10 protein-coding genes are annotated in these 22,349 nt (G+C 70.6%); 9 read left to right on the top strand and 1 reads right to left on the bottom strand.

Features of this window, described 5'->3' with window-relative positions:
* Window positions 1-374 precede the first annotated feature (374 nt).
* From ACZ9QC_RS15440 to ACZ9QC_RS15400, 9 genes are all read left to right on the top strand, one after another.
* Window positions 375-1,859, top strand: coding sequence for an FG-GAP repeat domain-containing protein (locus ACZ9QC_RS15440; RefSeq protein ID WP_472920666.1), 1,485 nt, complete (start codon window positions 375-377; stop codon window positions 1,857-1,859).
* A 68-nt stretch (window positions 1,860-1,927) separates the two neighbouring features.
* Entirely contained in the window at window positions 1,928-5,563 is a 3,636-nt protein-coding gene (locus ACZ9QC_RS15435) for a LamG-like jellyroll fold domain-containing protein (RefSeq protein WP_472920665.1), read from the top strand.
* 242 nt (window positions 5,564-5,805) lie between these two features.
* Complete coding sequence (locus ACZ9QC_RS15430) at window positions 5,806-12,684, top strand: polymorphic toxin-type HINT domain-containing protein (protein ID WP_472920664.1); 6,879 nt, start codon at window positions 5,806-5,808, stop codon at window positions 12,682-12,684.
* Window positions 12,665-13,174, top strand: a complete 510-nt coding sequence (locus ACZ9QC_RS15425) for an Imm21 family immunity protein (RefSeq protein WP_472920663.1) — start codon at window positions 12,665-12,667, stop codon at window positions 13,172-13,174. Before ACZ9QC_RS15430 ends, ACZ9QC_RS15425 begins: the two co-directional genes overlap by 20 nt.
* Window positions 13,175-13,317: 143 nt before the next feature.
* Window positions 13,318-14,709 carry a diacylglycerol/lipid kinase family protein gene (locus ACZ9QC_RS15420; protein ID WP_472920662.1) on the top strand — a complete coding sequence of 464 codons (1,392 nt, stop codon included), beginning with the start codon at window positions 13,318-13,320 and terminating at the stop codon, window positions 14,707-14,709.
* Between the two features lie 60 nt (window positions 14,710-14,769).
* Window positions 14,770-16,728 (top strand): serine/threonine-protein kinase, encoded by a 1,959-nt coding sequence (locus tag ACZ9QC_RS15415; protein ID WP_472920661.1) that lies wholly within the window; start codon window positions 14,770-14,772, stop codon window positions 16,726-16,728.
* A 172-nt stretch (window positions 16,729-16,900) separates the two neighbouring features.
* Window positions 16,901-18,556, top strand: a complete 1,656-nt coding sequence (locus tag ACZ9QC_RS15410; protein WP_472920660.1) for a succinic semialdehyde dehydrogenase — start codon at window positions 16,901-16,903, stop codon at window positions 18,554-18,556.
* 51 nt (window positions 18,557-18,607) lie between these two features.
* Entirely contained in the window at window positions 18,608-20,389 is a 1,782-nt protein-coding gene (locus tag ACZ9QC_RS15405) for a GMC family oxidoreductase N-terminal domain-containing protein (RefSeq protein ID WP_472920659.1), read from the top strand.
* Between the two features lie 289 nt (window positions 20,390-20,678).
* A complete protein-coding gene (locus ACZ9QC_RS15400; protein ID WP_472920658.1) occupies window positions 20,679-21,419 on the top strand; it encodes a hypothetical protein in 741 nt (246 codons plus the stop codon).
* Window positions 21,420-21,825: 406 nt separating this feature from the next.
* On the opposite strand, the gene ACZ9QC_RS15395 is transcribed toward ACZ9QC_RS15400, so the two are convergent.
* Window positions 21,826-22,113, bottom strand: a complete 288-nt coding sequence (locus tag ACZ9QC_RS15395; RefSeq protein ID WP_472920657.1) for a chorismate mutase — start codon at window positions 22,111-22,113, stop codon at window positions 21,826-21,828.
* Window positions 22,114-22,349: the final 236 nt, after the last annotated feature.

Raw genomic sequence — 22,349 nt, 5'->3', positions numbered from 1 at the left:
GTCCCCTGGGCACGGGATCCGACCGAAACGTCCACGGCATGGGGGCGCCCACACGGCCTGCTTGCGTGAGCAACCGGACTATAGGCGGCCCGTGCGAACAACCGTCAATCGGGGTAAGCGAGTTGGCCGGAAATTTCCGGCCTGAACGGCTTGACGGGGGTCGAGGATGACATATGCAAACATCTCCATCACTGTGGATGGCCCATGGAGGAAGGGGGGTTGACATGTAGATGACGTGCACCTTTAGCTTCCCCTTACGTGGCCAGGGGTGTTGCTGTGGTCACTCAACGGGGATATAGGGGTGAGTTGTGCGAATACGCACACGCACAGCGGGGTTGGCCCTGCTGGCTTCCGTCGTCATGTCATCGGGGCTCTTGCCCTCCAGCGACGCCGGGGTGGCCGCGGCGGCCACCTGCACGGCCGGCACATCTACCGACTTCAACGGCGACAGCGTCGTCGACACGGTCGTCGCGGACCCGAACGCCACGGTGAGCGGTGTCAAGGGCGCCGGCCTGGTACGGGTGATCCTGGGCGGCGGCAAGGGGGTCTTCGAGATCTCGCAGGCCACTCCCGGCATGAACGCCGCGCCCGAGCCCGGAGACGGCTTCGGCACCTCCCGCACCACCTACGACGCCGACGGCGACGGCTGCACCGACCTCGTCGTCGGGGTGCCCTACGAGGACATCACCAAGGACGGGGTGAAGCTCGTCGACGCCGGGGCGATCTACATCGTCCACGGCAGGCCCACCGGTATCGGCGAAGGCTCCGTGATCGAGGGCTACAGCCAGTCGGGGCTGGACGCCGACACCACCACCGAGGCGTACGACTGGTTCGGACAGTCCGTCAAGGGCGGCGAGACCGCGAGCGGTGCGCCCTACCTGGTCGTCGGTGTGCCCGGCGAGAACGTCGTCACCGGCGGCACCGACCACGCGGACGCCGGCTGCATCCACTACGTCCAGGGCAGCACCAGGACGACCGTCAACCAGAACGACCCGGGGGTACCCGGGACCGTCGAGGCCCACGACCGCTTCGGCTACTCCGTGGCCGGCACCAACCGCTACTTCGGCGTCGGCATCCCGGGGGAGGCCATCGAGGACAAGACCTTCGCCGGAGGTGTCGCGGTCTTCAACCACACCCTCGCGAACGGCGTTCCCACCGCCCTGGCCGGATTCGACCAGGACGCCGCCGGGGTGACCGGCACGGCCGAGACCGACGACGGCTTCGGCACCTCGATCGCCATGACCGGCTACCGGCCGAGCGACCAGACGTACAACTCCGACGTCCTGCTCGCCGTCGGCACGCCGGGCGAGGACATCGGCACGGTCGCCGAGGCGGGCGGTGCGGCGGTCTTCCGGATCCAGCCCTCCGGCACGTACACCGAGACGGCGGCCATCGACGCCGCGGTGGCGGACGTCGAGGGCGACCCCGCGGCGGGCGACTTCCTGGGCCAGCGCGTGGCCATCTCCAACACCGACACGAGCGTCGTCACCACCGCCGCCACCGTGCGGCTGGCCGTCGGCATCCCCGGCAAGGACGTCGGCGCCGCCACCGACGCGGGCGCCGTCCAGGTCTTCCGGCCACTGGGGGCGATCGGCGCGGGCGACCGGCTGGTCACCCGCGGCTCGGGCCTGCCGGGTACCGCCACCCGGCGGGACCACCTGGGCATGTCGCTGACTGGCGGCGCGAACAACCTCTATGTCGGGGTGCCCTTCAGCAAGGCGTCCGGCACCACCAAGGGGGTCCTCCACGTCCTGACGTGGGCCGACCTCGACGGCACCACCAGCACGGGTGCCACCACGTACCAGCCGGGATCGGGCGGACTGCCCGACAGCGGCGTCTCGTTCGGCGTGGTCGGGTGACGGACGGCATGGAGAACAGGAAGTTCACCGCGATGACGTTCCGTTCGAACAGAAGTGCGGGAGAGGGGGTGGGTGCCTCCCGTGCGGGCAGACGTCCGGTCCGGTCGCTCACCGTCGCCACCGCGCTGACGGCCCTGCTGGTGACGGCACTCGGGGGCGCCCCCGCCCCCGAGCCCACGGCCGCGACCGCCGCTGCGGGCAAGGCCGCCGAGAAGGCGGGCAGGGGTTCCGGCCCGGCCCTCACCGAAGACGCCGCCCAGGACCGGGCCGCGAAGACCGGGAAGAAGGTCGAGATCACCAGCCTGCGCGACGAGCGCAGCACGACGGTCGCCAACCCGGACGGCACCTTCACCGTCACCGAGTACGTGCAGCCGGTCCGCACCCGCAAGAACGGCGTCTGGACCGAGATCGACACTACGCTGGTCAAGCGGGACAACGGGACGTACGCGCCCAGGGCCGCCGTCACCGCGATGGCCTTCTCCGGCGGCGGCGACCGCACCTTCGCCGAGATCGAGAAGGACGGCCGTGCCCTGTCCCTCGACTGGCCCGGCACACTGCCCGAGCCCAGGATCGACGGTTCCACCGCGACCTACCGCGACGTCCTGCCCGGCGTCGACCTCAAGGTCACCGCGAACGCCGAGGGCTTCTCCCACGTCCTCGTGGTCAAGAGCGCCGAGGCCGCCGCCCACCCCGACCTCGCCACCCTCGAACTCCCCGTCGACACCACCTCGGTGGAGCTGGCGGAGAGCGCCGGCGGCGGTCTGACCGCCACCGACAGCGGTTCCGGCGGCGCGGTCTTCGAGGCGCCGAAGCCGTTGATGTGGGACTCCAGCGAGGGCAGCGGCGAGCAGGCCGAGGCCCCCGCGGCCCCCGGCGGGGACATCACACCGCCCGACGGCGCCACCGTCGAGGACGTGGCGGTGGCCGTCGACTCCGACAGCGTCACCCTCACCCCCGACGCGGACCTGCTCACCGGCGACGACACGGTGTACCCGGTCTACATCGACCCCGTGTTCCGCACCGCCAACCGCACCGGCTGGACCATGGTGTCCTCCGACTCCCCGTCCGACTCCTTCTGGAAGTTCGACGACGACGAGGGCGTGGGCCTCTGCCCGTCCAACGTCTCGTTCCGCTGCTCCAGCAGCAGCGACAAGAAGCGGCAGTTCTTCGCCATCCCGACCGGGACGTTCGAGGGCAAGGACATCGTCGAGGCGCAGTTCGCCGTGACGCTGGTCCACTCCTACAGCGGCTCCGCGCGCGAGGTGCAGCTGGCCCGCGTCAACAGCACCGGCGCCAGCGCCATCAGCTCGAAGACGAACTGGTCCAACCAGCCCTCCTCGAAGGACACGATCACCGCCAAGTCGCCCACCGACACCGCCGGTTCGTGCACCGCGACCAACCAGAACGTGCGCTTCGGCGTGACGGACACCATCCGGACGGCGGCTGACAAGGGCTGGGACACCACCACGTTCCGCCTCAAGGCCGCCAACGAGTCGGACGTCTCGTACTGGAAGCGCTTCTGCGGCAATGCCCACCTGGAAGTGACCTACAACCGGCCGCCGTTGCAGCCGGACCAGGACGCCCTGCAGATGAAGCCGGGTGGCTCCTGCGAGTTCGGCGCGGCCACGGAGCACTACGTCACCGAGGCGCCCCGCGTCAGCGTCGTGCTCAAGGACCACGACCACAACGACACCGGCTCCAACTCCGAGAAACTGCAGGCCCAGTTCAAGGTCTTCTGGGAGAAGGACGGCCAGACGGTCACGCACTACGCCACGACGGGTCAGCGCGCCACCACCAACGTCAGCAAGAAGATCACTCAGACCGGTCAGGCGACGTTCTTCTACACCATCGGCAGCGACGTCAAGGACGACGGCGAGCCCGGCTTCACCCTCCCGAAGAACACCGTCATCGGCTGGGCCGTGCGCGGCTACGACCAGGAGGCCTACGGCGCCTGGTCCTCCGACGGCGCGCAGACCCGCTGCGAGTTCATCTACGACACCACGCAGCCCAAGTCGGCGACCGTCACCTCCGCCGCGTACCCGGACGACGAGGCCTGGCACGTCGGCACCGGCGACTACGGCAGCTTCACCATGGACTCGCCCTCCGCCGACGTCACCAAGTACACGTACCGTTTCACCGGACCGCACGCGGTGAACACCCCGAGGACGGTGGCCGCCGAGTCCGTCGGCGGTCCGGCGACCATCCGCTGGATGCCTCCCAGCGAGGGCACGTACGCGCTGCAGGTCACGGCCGTCGACGGGGCGGGCAACGCGCAGAAGACCCCGACGGTGCACGTCTTCCTCGTCAGCGACGGCCGGGCGCCGGTCGCGGCCTGGACCCTCGGTGACGCCAGGGGCTCCACGAAGGCCGCCGGCAGCGGGGAGGCGCCCGACGCCACCGCCGGCTCCGGGGTGACCTTCGGCGCCGGGGGACCGCTCGGCTCCGCCGACACCGCGGTCTCCTTCGACGGCACCGAGAACGCCTGGCTCGACGCGGGCGAGCCCGCCGTCGACACCGGCAGGACCTTCTCCGTCGGCGCCTGGGTGATGCTGCCCTCGCTGCCGAAGGAGAACATGACCGTCGTCAGCCAGGACGGCACCGCCCAGCCCGGCTTCGAGCTCGGCTACGACGTGGACTCGGCGTCGTGGACCTTCCGCATCCCGTACGGGGACATCGAGTCGCTCGGCACCTGGAAGGTCTCGGGCGCCGCCGCCGTCCCCGGCAGCTGGACGCACCTCATCGGGGTCTACGACGCCGAGCAGCGCAAGATGATGCTGTACGTCAACGGCGTCCTGGTCGCCGACGACGTCCAGGCCCGCCGCACCACCTGGAACGCGGGCGGCGCCGTACAGATCGGCCGCAAGCTGGCCCTCGACGGCTACCTCGGCCACCTGAAGGGCACGGTCGCCGACGTCAAGATTCACGATCGGGTGATCCCGCCCGCCGAGGGTCAGGAGCTGGGCGGCATCCAGCCCCGCCAGCTCGCGTACTGGCCGCTCGACGTGTCCGCGTCCGGCATCTCCCCGGAGGTCGACGGCGGCACCGGTCTGACCCTGGGCGGCGGCGCCTCCGTCTACCTGCCCGACGACTCCTGCGACCCCGAGGCCGACCCGGAGTGCGTACCCCCGGCCGAGCCGCTGTGGGGCGACGGGCACCTGGCGCTGAACGGCACGAACGCCTACGCGACCCGGGCAGCCGGCGTGCTCTCCGCCGAGGACAGCTTCACCCTCACCGCCCGCGCCCGGCTCGCCTCGACCGGCTCCACCGCGGACCAGACGGTGCTCTCGTTGTCCGGTGCCAGGGGCAGCGCGATCACGGTCAAGTACCTGGCCGCGAGCAACCGCTGGCAGCTGAAGGTGACCGACGCGGACGCGACGGCCCCGGTGGTCACCACGGTCCTCGACCACGGCGACCTGCCGAGCGCGGAGGGCGACGGCGACCATCTGGCGCTCGTCCACAACGCGGTCTTCGGTGACGTGCTGCTCTACGTCAACGGCGTCGCGGTGGCGGAGGCCCCCTGGGACAACACGTGGGACTTCACGACCACGAGCCTCCAGGTCGGCCGCACGCTCACGGGAACGGCCGGAAGCGAGTACTTCTCCGGGGCGGTCGACGAAGTCCGCATGTACCAGGGGCCGTTGGACGCGTCCCTGGTGACGCTGGTGGCGGTCATGCCGGCGGGTTCCAGCATCAGCGAAAGCTAGCCGACACGGCCGTCGGTCGACTGCCGGCCGTCCGTGGCTGATCGCGCAGTTCCCCGCGCCCCAAGGGACACGGCCCCTGAGGGCCGAGAGGCACGGGGCGCAGCCCCCGCCTCTCAGGGGCGCGGGGAACTGCGCGAGCGACCCCCACCGGCCGTCGGCCGCGCGCCGACCGAACGCCCCTCCCACAGAGCGCTTCGGCCCCACCCCCTCTCCTTCCCGATCCCCTCCTGACGGGAGACATCATGTCCTCGCCCCCCTGGTACCGGTCCCCGAGACCGGCCTGGCGCACCGGCCGGCGCCGCGCCGCGCTCGTGCTCGGCCTCGCGCTGTCGATCGGCCTGCTGCCGCAGTACTCCCCCCAGGCCCTGGCCGCAGACGACGGGCTCACCAAGCCCGGGACCCAGACCAACCTCGACGACCCGGTCCGCGGCAAGAACGCCGAGCCCGAGAAGTTCCGGCAGAGCGACGGCGCCGCGAAGGCCGCGGTCAAGGACGCCGAGAAGACCACCTGGCCCAGGGCGGCCACCGCCGAAGTCGCCCTCACGAGCGACAAGGCCACCCGGGCCGAGGGCCTCCCCCTGGCCGCCAGGGCCACCGGCGGCAAGAACGCCGCCGACTCCCTCCGCGTAGAGGTCCTCGGCCGCAAGGCCACCACCGCGGCCGGAGTCGACGGCGTCCTCTTCACGGTCGCCCGCGCCGACGGCGAGGACAGCAGGGGCACCGCCCAGGTCGCCCTGGACTACTCGGCCTTCGCGGACGCGTTCGGCGGCGGGTACGGCTCCCGGCTGCGCCTCGCGCAGTACCCGGAGTGCGTGCTGACCACGCCGGAGAAGAAGAGCTGCTCGACGCCGACGTACCTGAAGAGCACCAACGACGCGGCGAGGCAGACCCTCACCGCCAAGGTCACGGCGGCGGGCGACACGGCCGGCACCGGAACCCAGCTGATGCGGGACGCGACCGCGAGCACCTCCTCGGCGACCGTGCTGGCGGCCACCGCCGGCGCGGAGGGCGACGGCGGCGACTACAAGGCGACGAGCCTGAAGGCCTCCTCCGAGTGGGGCGTCGACACCTCGTCCGGCGCCTTCACCTGGTCGTACCCGCTCACCACGCCGCCCGTCCCCGGTGGCTCGCAACCCAAGGTCGGCCTCTCCTACAACTCCCAGTCGGTGGACGGCCAGACCGCGGCCACCAACAACCAGGGTTCGTGGATCGGCCAGGGCTTCACCTACGAGCCCGGCTTCATCGAGCGCAGCTACAAGGCCTGCGCCGACGACGGTCACGAGGACACGTACGGCGACCAGTGCTGGGCGTACGACAACGCCACGCTGTCCCTCGCGGGCGGCACCTCCGGCGAGATCGTCAAGGACGACACCACCGGGGAGTGGCGGGTCAGCGGCGACGACAACTCCAAGGTCGAAAAGCTGACCGACGCCGTCAACGGCGACAACAACGGTGAGCACTGGAAGGTCACCACGACCGACGGCACCCAGTACTTCTTCGGCCTGGGCCGCCTCCCCGGTCACAGCAGTGGCAAGGAGGAGACCGCATCCACCTGGACCGTCCCCGTGTACGGAGACGACTCGGGCGAGCCCTGCTTCGACGCGACCTTCGCGAACGCCCACTGCACGCAGGCATGGCGCTGGAACCTCGACCACGTCATCGACCCGCACGGCAACGTCATGTCGTACTACTACGGCAAGGAGACGAACCACTACACGCAGGGTCTGAAGACCGGCGAGAACGGCAAGGCGTATGTCCGCGGCGGGTACCTCAAGCGGATCGACTACGGTCAGCGCGCCGGCAAGGTCTACTCGACCGAGCCGTCCGCCCGTGTCGTCTTCACCACCGCCGAGCGCTGCATCGGCGATCTGACCGACTGCGAGCCCGGCGACCTGACGGACGCCACGGCCGCCGACTGGCCGGACGTGCCCTGGGACCAGAACTGCAAGGCCGACACCAAGTGCGCGGGCCAGAACTCGCCGACGTTCTGGACCCGCAAGAAGCTCACGAAGATCACCACACAGATCCGCACAGGTGACTCCACGTACTCGGCGGTCGACGAGTGGGCCCTCTCCCACGACTTCACCGACAACGGTGACGGCTCCAAGTCGCTGTGGCTGAAAGCCATCGACCACACCGGCAAGGTGGGCACCGACGTCCCCATGCCGTCCGTGGAGCTCTACGGACAGCAGCTCGCCAGCCGGGTCGACGTGGCCGGCGACAACCTCCAGCCCTTCCACCGCTTCCGTCTGTCGGCGGTGAAGAACGAGACCGGTGGGGTCCTCAGCGTCAACTACGCGGGCACGCAGTGCACGTCGAGCACCTTGCCCGCCGAGGACTCCTCCACCAAGCGCTGCTTCCCGGTCAAGTGGAGCCCACCGGGCGCCGAGAAGCCGATCGTCGACTGGTTCCACAAGTACGTCGTCGCCTCCGTCGTGGAGCAGGACCTCACCGGCGGCAACGCCGAGAAGGTCACCTCGTACACCTACCTCGGCGACGCCGGCTGGCGGAAGGTCAGGCCCGACGGCATCACCACCGCCGAGTTCCGCACCTGGGGCGACTGGCGCGGCTACGGCCGGGTCCGTGTCGAGACCTCCGACGGCACCAACTCCGCCTCGAACACCAAGTCCGAGCACATCTTCTTCCGAGGGCTCGACGGTGACGTCGACGCCGACGGGGACTCCCGCTCCGCCACGGTCAAGGACTCCGCCGGCACCTCCTACGAGGACTCCGACTGGAAGGCCGGCCAGGAGCTGGAGACGATCACCTACAACGGCTCCGACATCACCCAGCGCGCGGTCACCCTGCCCTGGACCCACGTCACGGCCACCCGCGTCGAGGACTGGGGCACCCGCCGGGCGCGCTACCTCGACAAGGGCTCCGTCGACACCTACATCTCCCTCGGCTCCGGCAACTGGCGGCACCTGAGGTCGACGACGTCCTACGACGACAGGACCGGGCGCGCCGTGCGGGTGGACGACGCCGGCGAGGTGGGCGTCGCCGACAACGAGTGCACCCGCACCGAGTACGCCGACAACGCGAGCCTCCACCTCTACTCGTACGTCTCGCGTGTGGAGAAGGTCGGCGTCGACTGCTCGACGACGCCGAACCGCAAGACCGACGTCATCTCCGACGAGCTGACCCACTACGACGGTTCGACCACCCTGGGCGCGGCCCCCACCAAGGGCGACGCGACCATGACGAAGAAGCTGTCGGCGCACGACGGCACGACGGCCACGTACCGGACGACCGCCGTGACGACGTACGACGACTACGGTCGCCCTCTGGTGGCGAAGGACGCCCAGACGGCGTCGTCCGGCACGGCGTACACCTCGTCGACCACCTACACGGACACCTTCGGCCTGGCGACGAAGTCGACGACCACGAACAGGCTGGGCTGGACGACGTCCACCGAGTACGCACCCCAGTGGGGCCTGCCCCGTGCGAAGGTCGACCAGAACGGCAAGCGGACCGAGCTGGCCTACGACGGGCTCGGCCGACTCACCTCCGTCTGGCTGCCGGACCGCATCGGGCTGAGCGCCTCGATCAAGTACCAGTACCTGGTCCGCGGAGACGACGCGCCGACCGCCGTCCACACCCAGCGGATCGAGAACGACGGCACGTCGTACGGCAGCGAGTGGTCTCTCTACGACGGCCTTCTGCGGCCCCGTCAGGAACAGACCGAGGGCGCCGACGGCGGCCGTATGGTCGCGGACACCCTCTACGACGGCTCCGGCCGTGTGGTGAAGGTCAACGACACCTACCACGTCGCGGGCGCCCCCGCCGCCACGCTCTTCGAGCCGGTCGACGCCGACCTCGACGCGCAGACGGTGACACAGTACGACGGGGCGGGGCGGGTCACCGCGACCCTCTTCAAGGTGCAGGGCGCGGAGAAGCACCGCACGACATACACGTACGGCGGCGACCGGGTCACGACGACACCGCCGGCCGGCGGCACGAAGTCGACGGTCGTGACGGACGCGCGGGATCGCACCACGACTCGGATCCAGCACCCGGCCTCCGGTGGCGCCGTCACCACCTCGTACGCGTACACGGACGCCGGCCTGCTGTCGAAGGTGACGGACGACCAGGGCAACACATGGTCGTACACCTACGACCAGCTGGGCCGCAAGAAGTCGGCGGTGGACCCGGACACGGGCGAGACCACGTTCACGTACGACGAACTGGACCGGCAGACCTCGTCCACCGTCAACGGTGCCAGGACGTCGACCGTGTACGACGAACTGGGCCGCCCGGTCTCGACCTGGGACGGCGAGGCCACCACCGGCACGAGGCTCTCCGTCACCCGGTACGACACGGTCGCCAAGGGCGAGCTGTACGGCGTCTACACCTACAAGGACGGCGCTGTCCACTCGTCGGTGACCTATCCGACGCTCGACCCGGAGAACGACTACAAGCCGGTCTCGACGAAGTACTTCCTCTCGAAGACGGCTGAGCCACAGCTCGGCGGCACCTACGAGTTCACCACCCAGTACAACGACGACGGCACCGTACAGGGGCAGGGCTTGCCGGCGGCAGGCGGTCTGGCGGGCGAGGCGCTGTCGTACTCGTACGACGAACTGCAACGCCCGGTGGCGCTGAACACGTCGCTGGGCGGCGGCAGTTACGTGTCGGACGTCTCCTACTCCCCGACGTCGAACCTGGAACAGCTTGAGCTGTCCACCGGGGACGCCTCCGCTCCCAAGACGTGGATCACGAACACGTTCGAGCGGGGGACGGACCGGCTGACCAGCACGCGGACGGACGTGGAGGGCGCGTCGAGCGTCGCCTACGACGCGAGCTACACCTACAACGCGGTGGGCGACATCCTCTCCATCGCCGACACCCCGACCGGCGGCACGAGGGACGTGCAGTGCTTCGCGTACGACGGTCTGCGCCGGCTGACGGACGCCTGGACGTCGTCGGTGGCACCCGGCGGCGCGTCGGGCACGGGTGCCTCGCAGACCGCGTGCTCCTCGGGGGCGTCGTCCACCACGGTCGGGGGAGCGTCCCCGTACTGGACGGAGTACGGCTACGACTCGATCGGCAACCGCACGAGCGAGGTACGGCACGGACTGAACGGCGGCCCGACGTCCACCCGTGCGTACGCGTACGGGGAGGAGGGCTCCGGTCCCGCGGGAGCGGCCTCGGGAGCCCACACGGTGTCCTCGGTCACCGAGACGACCACGGCGACGGCCACGACCCCGCAGATCACCTCTCGGGACACCTACACCTACGACGCCTCGGGCAACACCAGGACGCGGGTCCTGGACGGGGACACCCAGTCGCTGGGCTGGGACAGGCAGGGCGAGCTGACGACGGTCGAGAACGCCGACGGGTCCGTGACGTCGTACACCTACGACGCCCTGGGACAGCGGATCGTGCGGGACGCCCCCGACGAGAAGACGTTCTACCTGCCGGGCATGGAGCTCCACCTGGCCAAGTCGACGTCCACCGTGACGGCGACGCGTTACTACACCTTCGCGTCCGTCACCGTGGCGATGCGGGAGGCGGACGGTGTCCGCTTCCTGGCAGCCGACCACCAGGGCACCGCGCAGTTGTCGGTCGACGCGAGGACGGGCGAGACGACCCGCCGCCGCACGGACCCCTTCGGCAACGCACGGGACGACTCCACGTCCTCCGCGACCGGGTGGGTCAACGACAAGGGCTTCGTCGGCGGCACCGTCCAGGGATCCACCGGCCTGACGACGCTCGGGGCTCGCGAGTACGACACGGACACCGGCCGTTTCGTCTCGGCGGACCCGATCGTCGACTACACCGACCCGCAGCAGATCAACGGTTACGCCTACTCCAACAACAACCCGGTCACCTTCAGCGACGCCTCCGGACTGCGACTCGCGGAGTGCGTGGGCGGCTGGCAGGAGTGCGGCCCGTGGCCGACCGGCCACAAGCGCGGCGCGGTGGCGGCCAACGCCGACGGCACAGGTGGTGTCGCCCCCGCGGGCAACGCCTACACCGCCGCCCAGGCGAAGGCGGACCACGCCCGGGCGGAGGAGGAGGCGGCCAAGCAGCGCGCCATCGCCATCGCCAAGGAACTCGGCAAGATCATCGCCGACGAGCTGGGCATCACGGACGCGCTGGACTGCTTCACCACGGGCAGCCTCGGCTCCTGCGGGGCGACCGCCGTGAACGTCGTCACCTCGCTGATCGGCGGTGGTCCGGTCGGCAAGCTCGTGTCGAAGTACTGGTACCGGCTCGACAAGGCGTACGCCCTCGGCAAGCGCGTCGTGGGACTTGGCAAGAAGCTGTGGAACGGGTTCAAGGACTGGCGCAAGAGCAAGAAGGCCGCCGACGCGGCTGAGAGCGCGGCCTCCTCGTGCAACAGCTTCACGCCCGACACACGGGTACTGATGGCCGACGGTTCGACGAAGCGGATCGAGGACGTCGACATCGGCGACAAGGTCCTCGCCACCGACCCGGAGACCGGGGAGACCAGGACCGAGACCGTCACCGCCGAGATCAAGGGCACGGGCCTCAAGCACCTCGTCGAGGTCACCGTCGACACCGACGGCGACAAGGGCACCGAGACGGCGGCGGTCACCGCGACCGACGGTCACCCCTTCTGGGTGCCCGAACTCGGGGAGTGGCTGCGGGCCGAAGACCTCGCGGCGGGGCAGTGGCTGAGCACCAGCGAGGGGACGCGGGTCCGGGTCACGTCCGTGGTGCGGTGGAGCGAGCCGACAGCCACGGTGCACAACCTCACCGTCAGCGAGCTGCACACGTACTACGTGCTGGCCGAGGACGAGGCGCTCCTCGTCCACAACAGAAGCAGGCGCAGCGACCCGGAGCAGGTATGCCCCATCGGCAACTACGCCGGCGAGTCGATTCCCGCCCGGAGCAAGTCGCAGCGGTTCACGGACGAGGAGCACGACCAGATCGACGAGCTGGGCTTCCGGTTCGGATGCCATACTTGCGGCACGCTCGACCCGGGGGGCAACGGCCGGTTCGTCCCCGACCACCAGCCGATCAGCTCCTGGGTTCCGGACGGCACGCCCCAGCGGCTCTACCCGCAGTGCCGCCCCTGCAGCAGTCGACAGGGTGGTTGGGCAGGCCGCTTGAAGTCGGTGATGAAAGGGCTCTATGACGCACAGGGCTATTGAGGGCCGTGAATGGCTGGAGACGGACGGTGGTCCCTTCCTGCTGGCTCCGGTGTCGCTGCTTCCCACCTGGACGGGGTACGAGGGTGACTACGATCTCGTCATCGAGGGGACGGACGCCGGACGGTCGGAGTGCTACCTGCTGCCGGGCCGCAACGTGGTGGTCCTCGGGGACGAACCCCTGGCGAGCACGGTCCTGGAGTCGCGTTCTCTGATCGTCCAGTGGGTGCACGCGAATTCCGAGGACGAGATGCGGGCGCGTGTCTCCGAGGTCGATCTCGACTCCATCGTCTGGCGTGAGGGACCGGTGCTGGAGAGCGACGGAAGTCTCGCGCTCATGGACGCGGCGCTTCCGGGCGCCGAAGCGTTCGAGGACGACCTGTTCGTCCTCGAACGCGAGGCGGGTGCCTATCGGATCGACAGCGCCGAAGTCCCGCTCGCTCCGCACTGCGCGGCGAGACTGCACCGGCTCGTGCCGGTGAAAGCGGGTTAGTCCGCGCCCCCTCCGGTGGGTCACCGCTTCGGCGGTGGCCCACCGGATCTTTTGTCCCCGTCCTCCGGCAATCTCCCTTCGCCCGGCCCGCAGCCCCTAACATGCCGTGTCAAGTGCATGATCGGCGCGGAGGGCGAGCGAGCGTGGGCATCGAACACCTGGACGTACGGGCACACGCGAGACAACGCTGGGCGGCCAGGGCCGCCCTCGGCTGCGCGGTCCTCGCCGTGCTGCTGCCCCTCGGCTACGCCCGCGAGGCGAGCCTCCTCCTCGTCGCCGGCGTCGTGCTGGGCGCCGGTCTCACCGTGGCCTCGCTCTGGTGGGTGCTGACCCGGCGCGGCCCCGCCCGTGTCGCGGCGGGAGCGCTGGCCGTGGCCGCACCGGTCGGCGTCGTCTGGTGGTTCGCCGTCGTCAACCTGCTCTGGGTCGTGATCGTCTCCGCCGCCCTGTGGAGCGTCGCCGTCTGGTCCGGCAAGTTCGCCCTCAGCAGCACCAAGTCCCACCACGTGCACGTCCCCGAACACCGCGTCCCGGCCCCCACTCGCCCCTTCCTCATCATGAACCCCAAGTCCGGCGGCGGAAAGGTCGAACGCTTCCGGCTGAAGGAGCGCGCCGAACGACTCGGCGCCACCGTCCACCTGCTCGACCCCGCGCGCCACGAGGACGTCGCCGTCCTCGCCCGGGACGCCGTCAGGAACGGCGCCGACCTCCTCGGCGTCGCCGGCGGCGACGGCACCCAGGCCCAGGTCGCCGCCATCGCCGCCGCGTACGACGTCCCCCTGCTCGTCATCTCCGCCGGCACCCGCAACCACTTCGCCATGGACCTCGGCCTCGACCGCGACAATCCCGCCGCCTGCCTCGACGCCCTCACCGACAAGGGCGTCGAACTCCACGTCGACCTCGGCTACGCCAGCGGCCACCCCTTCGTCAACAACGCCTCGTTCGGCGCGTACGCGGCCGTCGTGCAGAGCCCCGCCTACCGCGACGACAAGGTCCGCACCACCCTGGAACTGCTGCCCGAACTGCTCACGCACCAGCGGGGCCCACGGCTCACCGCCCGCATCGGGGACGCCGTCATCGACGCGCCCCAGGCCGTCCTCGTCAGCAACAACGTCTACCGCAGCGACGACCTCGTCGGTCTCGGCCGCCGCGAACGGCTCGACGCCGGCGTGCTCGGTGTCGTCGGCGTCCGCGTCGACAGCGCCGCCGAGGCCGCCGGACTCGTCCTCGGTCCGAACGCCCCCGGCCTCAGCCTCCTCGTCGCCGACGAGATCGTCGTCGAGGCCGACCGGCCTGAGATCGAGGTCGGTGTCGACGGCGAGGCTCTCGTTCTGCCGACCCCCGTCCACTGCCGGGTCTCGCCGAAGGCCCTGCGCGTCCGCGTGCCCCGCGACCGCCCCGGCGTTCCCGAGCCCAAACCGCCCCTGGACTGGCGCCGGTTGCGCAAACTCGCCGCCGCGGTCGGCCGCACCGCGCTGCCCAAGCACCGCGAACGGTACGGCTGGGCCCAGGAGTTGTGGAACCGCCGACGCTAGAGACGCCGGGCGACCGGGTCCGCGTCGACAAGCTTCGCCCCCGCACGGTACTGATGGGGCATGAGCAACGACGGCGAACATCCGCGCGACGAACTCCCGTCCGGCGTCCGGGCGTCCGGGGGCACCGGTCGTCTCGTCGGCGGCCGTTACCGGCTCACGGAACGCGTCGGATCGGGCGGCATGGGCACCGTCTGGAGGGCGGTCGACGAACTCGTCGACCGCGAAGTCGCCGTCAAACAGCCCAAGCTCCCGGGCGACCCGCACGGCTCGCACGACCTCAACGGTTCGTACGGCCCCGGTCGCTCGGGTAGTCCCGACGGTCCCGGCGGTCCCGGCGGCCCTGAGCAGGATGCCCGTCGGCGGGCCGCCAACCGGCTCTACCGCGAGGCCCGTGCCGCCGCCCGCGTCGACCACCCGTCCGCCGTCACCATCCACGACGTCGTGGTCGAGGACGGGGCCCCGTGGATCGTCATGGAACTGGTCCGCGGCGAGTCCCTGCACGAGGTGCTCAGGCGCGGCACCCTCACCCCCGTCGAGGCAGCCCGCGTCGGCCTCGCCGTCGTCGGCGCGCTGCACGCCGCGCACGGCGTCGGCATCGTGCACCGGGACGTCAAACCCGCCAATGTCCTCCTCGGCCCGCACGGCCAGGTCGTCCTCACCGACTTCGGCATCGCCCACGTCCAGGGCGAGGAATCGCTCACCGTGACAGGGGAGTTCGTCGGGTCGCTCGAATGCGTCGCCCCCGAGCGGATGGCCGGTCCCGGCGCCGCCGGCCCGCCCTCCGACCTCTGGTCGCTCGGCGTCCTGTTGTACTCCGCCGTCGAGGGCTGGTCCCCCTTCCGCCGCACCACGCTGGAGTCCACGCTCGCCGCGATCCTCGCCGCCGAACCGCCGGCGCCGGAGCGGGCGGGCCCGCTCGCCCCCCTGCTCGTACGCCTGCTGGCCAAGGACCCGGCGCTCCGCCCGGACGCCGAGGAGACCGCCGGGTTCCTGAAGGACGTGGCGGAGGGCCGGACGCCCGACCTCCGGCTCCCGTCCGGGCTCCGCGAGTTGAACGAGGACGCGGGGACGCGGACGCTACGGCTCGGCGAGAAGCCGCAGCGAGCCGCCGTGCCGCAGCAGAGGAAGCCGCAGAACGCACGGGGTGAGGAGCCGCAGAACGCACGGAGCGAGGAGCCGCAGAACGCGCGGGGTGCGAAACCCGAGGCCGTGCACAGGGCGGGGCCCGAGAACGTACGGGGCGAGGAATCCGAGCACGTACGGGGCGATAAGCCCGAGAACGCACCCGGTGCGAAACCCGAGCACGCACCCGGCGTGAAACCCGAGGACGCGCCGGACACCGAAGTCGGGACGGTCGGCGCCGCGCGCCCCCGGCGCCTGTCACGTGCCGGCCGTCTCGTCGCTCTGGCCGCCGTCGGGCTCCTGCTGACCGCCGGGGGAGCCTGGGCCGGGGTCGCGCTCGACACCGGTGGCGGTGTCACCGAGGTCGCCGAGCCCAAGGTCGGGTGGGTGGACGCCCGCGTCGAGTCCCCGAGCACCGGCCCCACTTCGGGCAGCACGGCCGGCACGCGCTGGGTGGCCCACCGTGAGGAGGCCATGGACGCCGTCCTCTCCCTCCCCGGCCCCTACCGACGGATCCGCGCGGAGGACGGCGACGACACGCGGCCCCGCACGGTCACCTACGAGGGCGAGAAGGTCGTCCGGGTGCGGCTGACGCAGTGGGACCGGGCGCCCGCCTCGCCCATGGAACAGGCCAAGGACTCCACGGACATCGTGGCGGGCGACGTGAAGTCGACCGCCCAGTACACCAACACGAGCTTCCACGACCAGCAGGCCGTCCTCGCCGACACCACCCACTACCTGGACGGCACCCCCACCCGGGTCCTGGAACTGATCGTCCGTACCGACGACGACCGGATGTACGAGCTGCGCGTGGACATGCCGAAGGGCACGGCGGACGAGAAGAAGGGGACGGCCGTCTTCAAAGGGGCGCGGGAACGGCTGGAGATCGGACCGTAGGCCGTCGCCGCGCACCTACGTGATCCACGCCGCATTCGCGGCCGCACGCCACCGCCCGCCGCGCTGATCAGCGACTTCGTTGCCAGTGATCACTGGCATGGTGTGTGCGCCCCGTGAAACCCTGTTACCGCCGGGTACCCAAAGTCGTCCGGTCCGGAATACCCTGCGCGTCATGACGGACTCGCAGGCCCCCGAAAAGACCGGCACGACCACCACGGGTACGACCGGCACGGCGCGGACGACCGGCACCAACCCCCTCGCGGCAGCCCCGCAGGGCGCCCGTACGGCCGCCGACGTGGTGACCCCCGAACTGGTCGCCCAGCTCACCAAGGGCGTGGCCGGCTCCGGCCGCACCGCCAACCACACGCCGTTCACCGGCGAGAAGCTCGCCGACCTGCCGGAGTCCACCCCCGAGGACGTGGAGCGGGCCTACGCGACGGCCCGCGCCGCGCAGGCCGTCTGGGCCCAGCGGTCCGTACGGGAGCGCGCCGCCGTCCTGCTCCGCTTCCACGACCTGGTCCTCGAACGCCAGGCCGAGGTGCTCGACCTCATCCAGCTGGAGACGGGCAAGGCCCGCCTGCACGCCCACGAGGAGGTCCAGGCCGTCGCGGTCGCCGCCCGGCACTACGGCCGCAAGGCCCCCTTCTACCTGAAGCCGAAGCGGCACACCGGTGCCGTACCGACTCTCACCAAGGTCACCGAACTGCGCCACCCGCGTGGGGTGATCGGCCAGATCGCCCCCTGGAACTACCCGCTCGAACTCTCCGTCGGCGACGCGATCCCCGCCTTCGTCGCGGGCAACGCCGTGGTGATGAAGCCCGACACGGAGACCTGCCTGACCGCCCTGTGGGCCCGCGACCTGCTGATCGAGGCCGGCCTGCCCGCCGAGGTCTTCCAGGTCGTCCTCGGCGAGGGTCCCGTCATCGGCCCCGAGGTCGTCAGGCACGCCGACTACGTCTCCTTCACCGGCTCCACCCGCACCGGCCGCGAGGTCGCGCAGGGCGCCGCCGCCCGGCTCGTCGGCGTCTCCCTCGAACTCGGCGGCAAGAACGCGATGCTGGTCCTCGCGGACGCCGACATCGAGAAGGCTGCGGCGGGCGCCGTCCGTGCCTGCTTCTCCTCCGCCGGCCAACTCTGCATATCCATCGAGCGGTTGTACGTCCACGAGTCCATCGCCGACGCCTTCCTGGAGCGTTTCGTCGCCCGCACCAAGGCCATGCGCCTCGGCAAGTCCCTCGCGTACGGCGCCGACATGGGCTCCCTCGTCGGCGAACGCCAGCTGGAGACCGTCACCCGCCACGTCGACGAGGCCGTGGAGAAGGGCGCGAAGGTCCTCGCGGGCGGCGTGGCCCGCCCCGACATCGGCCCCTACTTCTACGAGCCGACCATCCTCGACGGCGTCACGGAACCCATGTCCGTGTGCACGGAGGAGACCTTCGGCCCGGTTGTCTCCATCTACCGCTTCACGGACGAGGACGAGGCCATAGCGGAGGCCAACTCCACCGCGTACGGCCTCAACGCCTCCGTCTGGACCAAGGACGGCCGCCGCGGCCGCGAGGTCGCCTCCCGCGTCCGCGCCGGCACGGTCAACGTCAACGAGGGCTACGCCTCCGCGTACGGCTCCGTCCAGTCCCCCATGGGCGGCATGAAGGACTCCGGCCTCGGCCGCCGCCACGGCTCCGAGGGCATCCTCAAGTACACGGAGGCCCAGACGGTCGCCCAGCAGCGCCTGCTGCCCATGGCCCCGTCCCTCGGCATGGACGACGAGAAGTACGCCCAGTTCATGAGCCGCAGCCTGCGGGCGATGAAGGCACTCCGGCTCCGCTAGGTCTTCGGGTAGCTCTTCGGGCCCGCCCACCGTTCTCAACGAGGAGAGCACGTGTCGTACGACTACGACGTCATCGTCGTCGGATCCGGATTCGGCGGCTCGGTCACCGCCCTGCGTCTGACCGAGAAGGGCTACAGGGTCGGCGTGCTCGAAGCGGGCCGTCGTTTCACGCGCGACTCACTCCCCAAGAACTCCTGGGACCTGAAGAACTACCTCTGGGCGCCCGCCCTCGGCCTGTACGGCATCCAGCGCATCCACCTCCTCGGCAACGTCATGGTGCTGGCCGGAGCCGGCGTGGGCGGCGGCTCCCTCAACTACGCCAACACCCTCTACGTGCCGCCCGAGCGGTTCTTCCAGGACCCGCAGTGGAAGGACATCACCGACTGGCAGGAGGAGTTGCAGCCGTACTACGACCAGGCCCGCCGCATGCTCGGCGTACGGCTCAACCCGACGATGACCCCGTCGGACGTGCACCTGAAGGCCGCTGCCGAGCGGATGGGCGTCGGCGACAGCTTCCACCTCGCCCCGGTCGGCGTCTTCTTCGGCGACGGCGAGGACGCCGACGGCAAGGCGAAGGCCGCGCCGGGCGATGAGGTCGCGGACCCGTACTTCGGCGGCGCGGGCCCCGCCCGCAAGGCCTGCACCGAGTGCGGCGCATGCATGACCGGCTGCCGCCACGGCGCGAAGAACACGCTCAACGAGAACTACCTCCACCTCGCCGAGAAGGCGGGCGCGGTCGTCCACCCGATGACCACGGTCGTGGCCGTGACGGAGGACTCGCAGGGCGGCTACGCCGTGACGACCCTCCCGACCGACAACCGCAGGAAGGGCGAGAGCCGGGTGCTCAAGGCCCACCGCGTCGTCCTCGCGGCCGGCACCTACGGCACCCAGACCCTTCTGCACCGGATGAAGGAGGGCGGCCAACTCCCGCACCTCTCCGACCGCCTGGGCATGCTGACCCGCACCAACTCCGAAGCGCTGGTCGGCGCCCAGACCGACAACCGCCGCTACCGCAAGGCGCACGGCGCGCCCGAGGTCGACTTCACCCGTGGCGTGGCGATCACCTCCTCCATCCACCCCGACGAGAACACCCATATCGAGCCGGTCCGCTACGGCAAGGGCTCCAACGCGATGGGCGGCCTGTCGATCCTCCAGGTCCCGTACGCGGGCAGCACCGCGTCGGGCACCGCCCGCGTCCTCGGCTGGCTGGGGTACGCGGCCACACACCCCCTGCTGGTGGCCCGTTCGCTCTCCAACCGCCGCTGGTCGGAGCGGACCATCATCGGCCTGGTGATGCAGTCCCTGGACAACTCCCTGTCGACCCACCTGAAGTCGAAGGGCCTGGGCAAGGGGCTGTTGACGGCTCGTCAGGGCCATGGCGCGCCCAACCCCAAGCAGATCGAGGCCGCTTCGCGGGCCGCCTCCACCATCGCCGCCGAGATCAACGGCTTCGCCGGCAGCAACGTGGGTGAGCTGATGGGCACCCCGCTCACCGCGCACTTCCTCGGCGGCTGCCCCATCGGCGCCGGCGCGGACGACGGCGTGATCGACCCGTACCACCGCCTCTACGGCCACCCCGGCATCTCGGTCGTCGACGGCGCCGCCGTCTCCGCGAACCTGGGCGTCAACCCGTCCCTGACGATCACGGCACAGGCCGAGCGGGCGATGTCGTTCTGGCCCAACAAGGGCGAGCCGGACCGGCGCCCTGCCCCCGGGGAGGCCTACGAACGCCTCACCCCCGTGGCACCCCTGCATCCGGTGGTCCCGGAGGACGCCTTCGGCGCGCTCCGGCTGCCGCTGATGCCGGTTCCGACGGTGCCGCCGAAGAAGTAGTCACGGGGCACGTGGTCATTTTTCCGGGGCGAGAAAGAGTCGAGAAAAAATACGGAGAAGGACCCGCACCCCCCTCCGAGCGCGGGTTCTTCTCTCGTGTGCCAGGTGTGACTGGTGAGTGCCGTGAAGGGTTGCCCTCGCGATAGCAGTTTTCTTGTGTGACGTGAGTCACATATATGGGTCGTCGAACCGGTACAACCGATGGGCGCGCCCCGCCGTCACCTACATGTTCGATGGGGCCTATGGGGCCCCTGTGAGGCATGAAACGAAAGTCATGAGGGTGGGGGACATGAAGTCGACGATGTCGCGGGTGGCGGTGGCCGTCTCGGTCGTGGCCACGCTGGGATTGACCGCGGCGTGTGGCGGGGGCGGCGACGAGGGCAAGGCGGAGAAGAAGCCGTCGGCCGCGGGCAGCGCCTCGGCCGCCGAGGACGCCAAGAACGGGGAGGACGGCGCCGGGAAGGCCGCGCTGACCCAGGCCCAGCTGAAGGAGGCGGCCCTCGCGAAGGGGGACGTGAAGGGCTACACGATCTCCGAGATGCCGGCGGACGACATGCCCGACGTGCCTGTTCCCGCTGAGCCGGCCGCCTGCCAGCCCCTCGCGAACATGTTCTACTTCACGTCCGACCCGCAGGCCAAGGACCGCGCCGGACGCAGGGTCACCGCGGTGGACGAGCTCTCCGCCAGCGTCATCGCGCTCGCTCTCGCCGCACACGAGCAGAGCGACGCCGAGAAGGTGATGGCCGACCTCCGCAAGGCGACGGAGAGCTGCGACGGGTACGAGCAGGTCGGCAACAAGTACACCGGCATCGAGACCCTCACCGCTCCGAAGCAGGGCGACGAGGCTGTCGCGTACAAGCTGAAGGGTGACATCGACGGCGCGAAGATCCCGATGTCCTTCACCGTGGTACGCAGCGGCTCGACGCTGATCATGTTCTCCTCGATGAACATGCTCGACGCCGACAAGGCCGAGGTGCCGGCCGAAGTCCTGGACACACAGGTCGCGAAGGTGGAGAAGGTCGCCGGCTGAGCGCTCCCGGCGTGACGAAGGGCCCCGCGGAACGGCCGGCTCGGCCGCCGTGGGGCCCTTGGGGTCGGTGATCTGTTCCGCGTCGTGAAGGGGGAACGGGCTCCGTGACCGTCGCGCCCACCTCGGAACAGTTCCGCCGGTCGGCCCCGGGCGTCCCCGGAGCCGGCCGTTCTCTTGAGTGACCGGGCTGCTGTCCCCTGCCGTCCGGTCACAACCCTGGAGCGAGGTCCCACGGCGCACGGCACGATCCGGACGCCTCATCGCTCCAGCGGAGCCACGCGTGGTTCTTTCGGGCCCGCACCTGGCTGGCGCGGACACCGACACCAACGAAGCGCGTCGTACGGCGGTCACGCGCCGTACGGGTGAGAGGACACGCGTACGTACGTGCGCCGCCGGTGCGCGCCGGTCAGATACGGCCCCGGCACAGCTCCAGCAGGGTCATGGCGAGCGCGGTGCCCGGCTTGCCGAGGGCGTCCCTGTAGTGGGCCAGGACCTCCATCTCCCGCGACAGGTTCACGCGCCTGCCGCCGGACTCGATCCGTGCCTCCTGGATCACGGCGGAGACCGCCACGCGTTCCTGGATCAGGCCGATGATCCGGTCGTCCAGGGCATCGATGCGTTCCCGGGCGCCGGTGATCACACCCGCCGCCTCGGAGGTACGGGCACCGGTCTTCTCGGTGGAGGTGATGCTCATCTTGGGGCTCCTCGTCGGAAGTCGAACGGACTCCCCGGAGCGGCAAGACCCGGAAAACGCCAGACGCCCCGGACCTTGTCGGCCCGGGGCGCCTGGGGAAGTCGCTTGTCAGTTGCTCAAGCAGCACGACCATGGCAGCCGGTGGGCCCGGTGCCATAGGTAAAGAAAAGGGTCGAGTGCGCGAACATGGCCGCAAGTATGCCACGCCCCACCCTGCCGCCTGCCGCCTGCCGCCT

The sequence above is a fragment of the Streptomyces sp. HUAS MS02 genome (assembly GCF_055702265.1).
The sequence above is the reverse complement of the archived record's forward strand: the minus strand, read 5'-3'. Positions and strand labels throughout refer to the sequence as shown.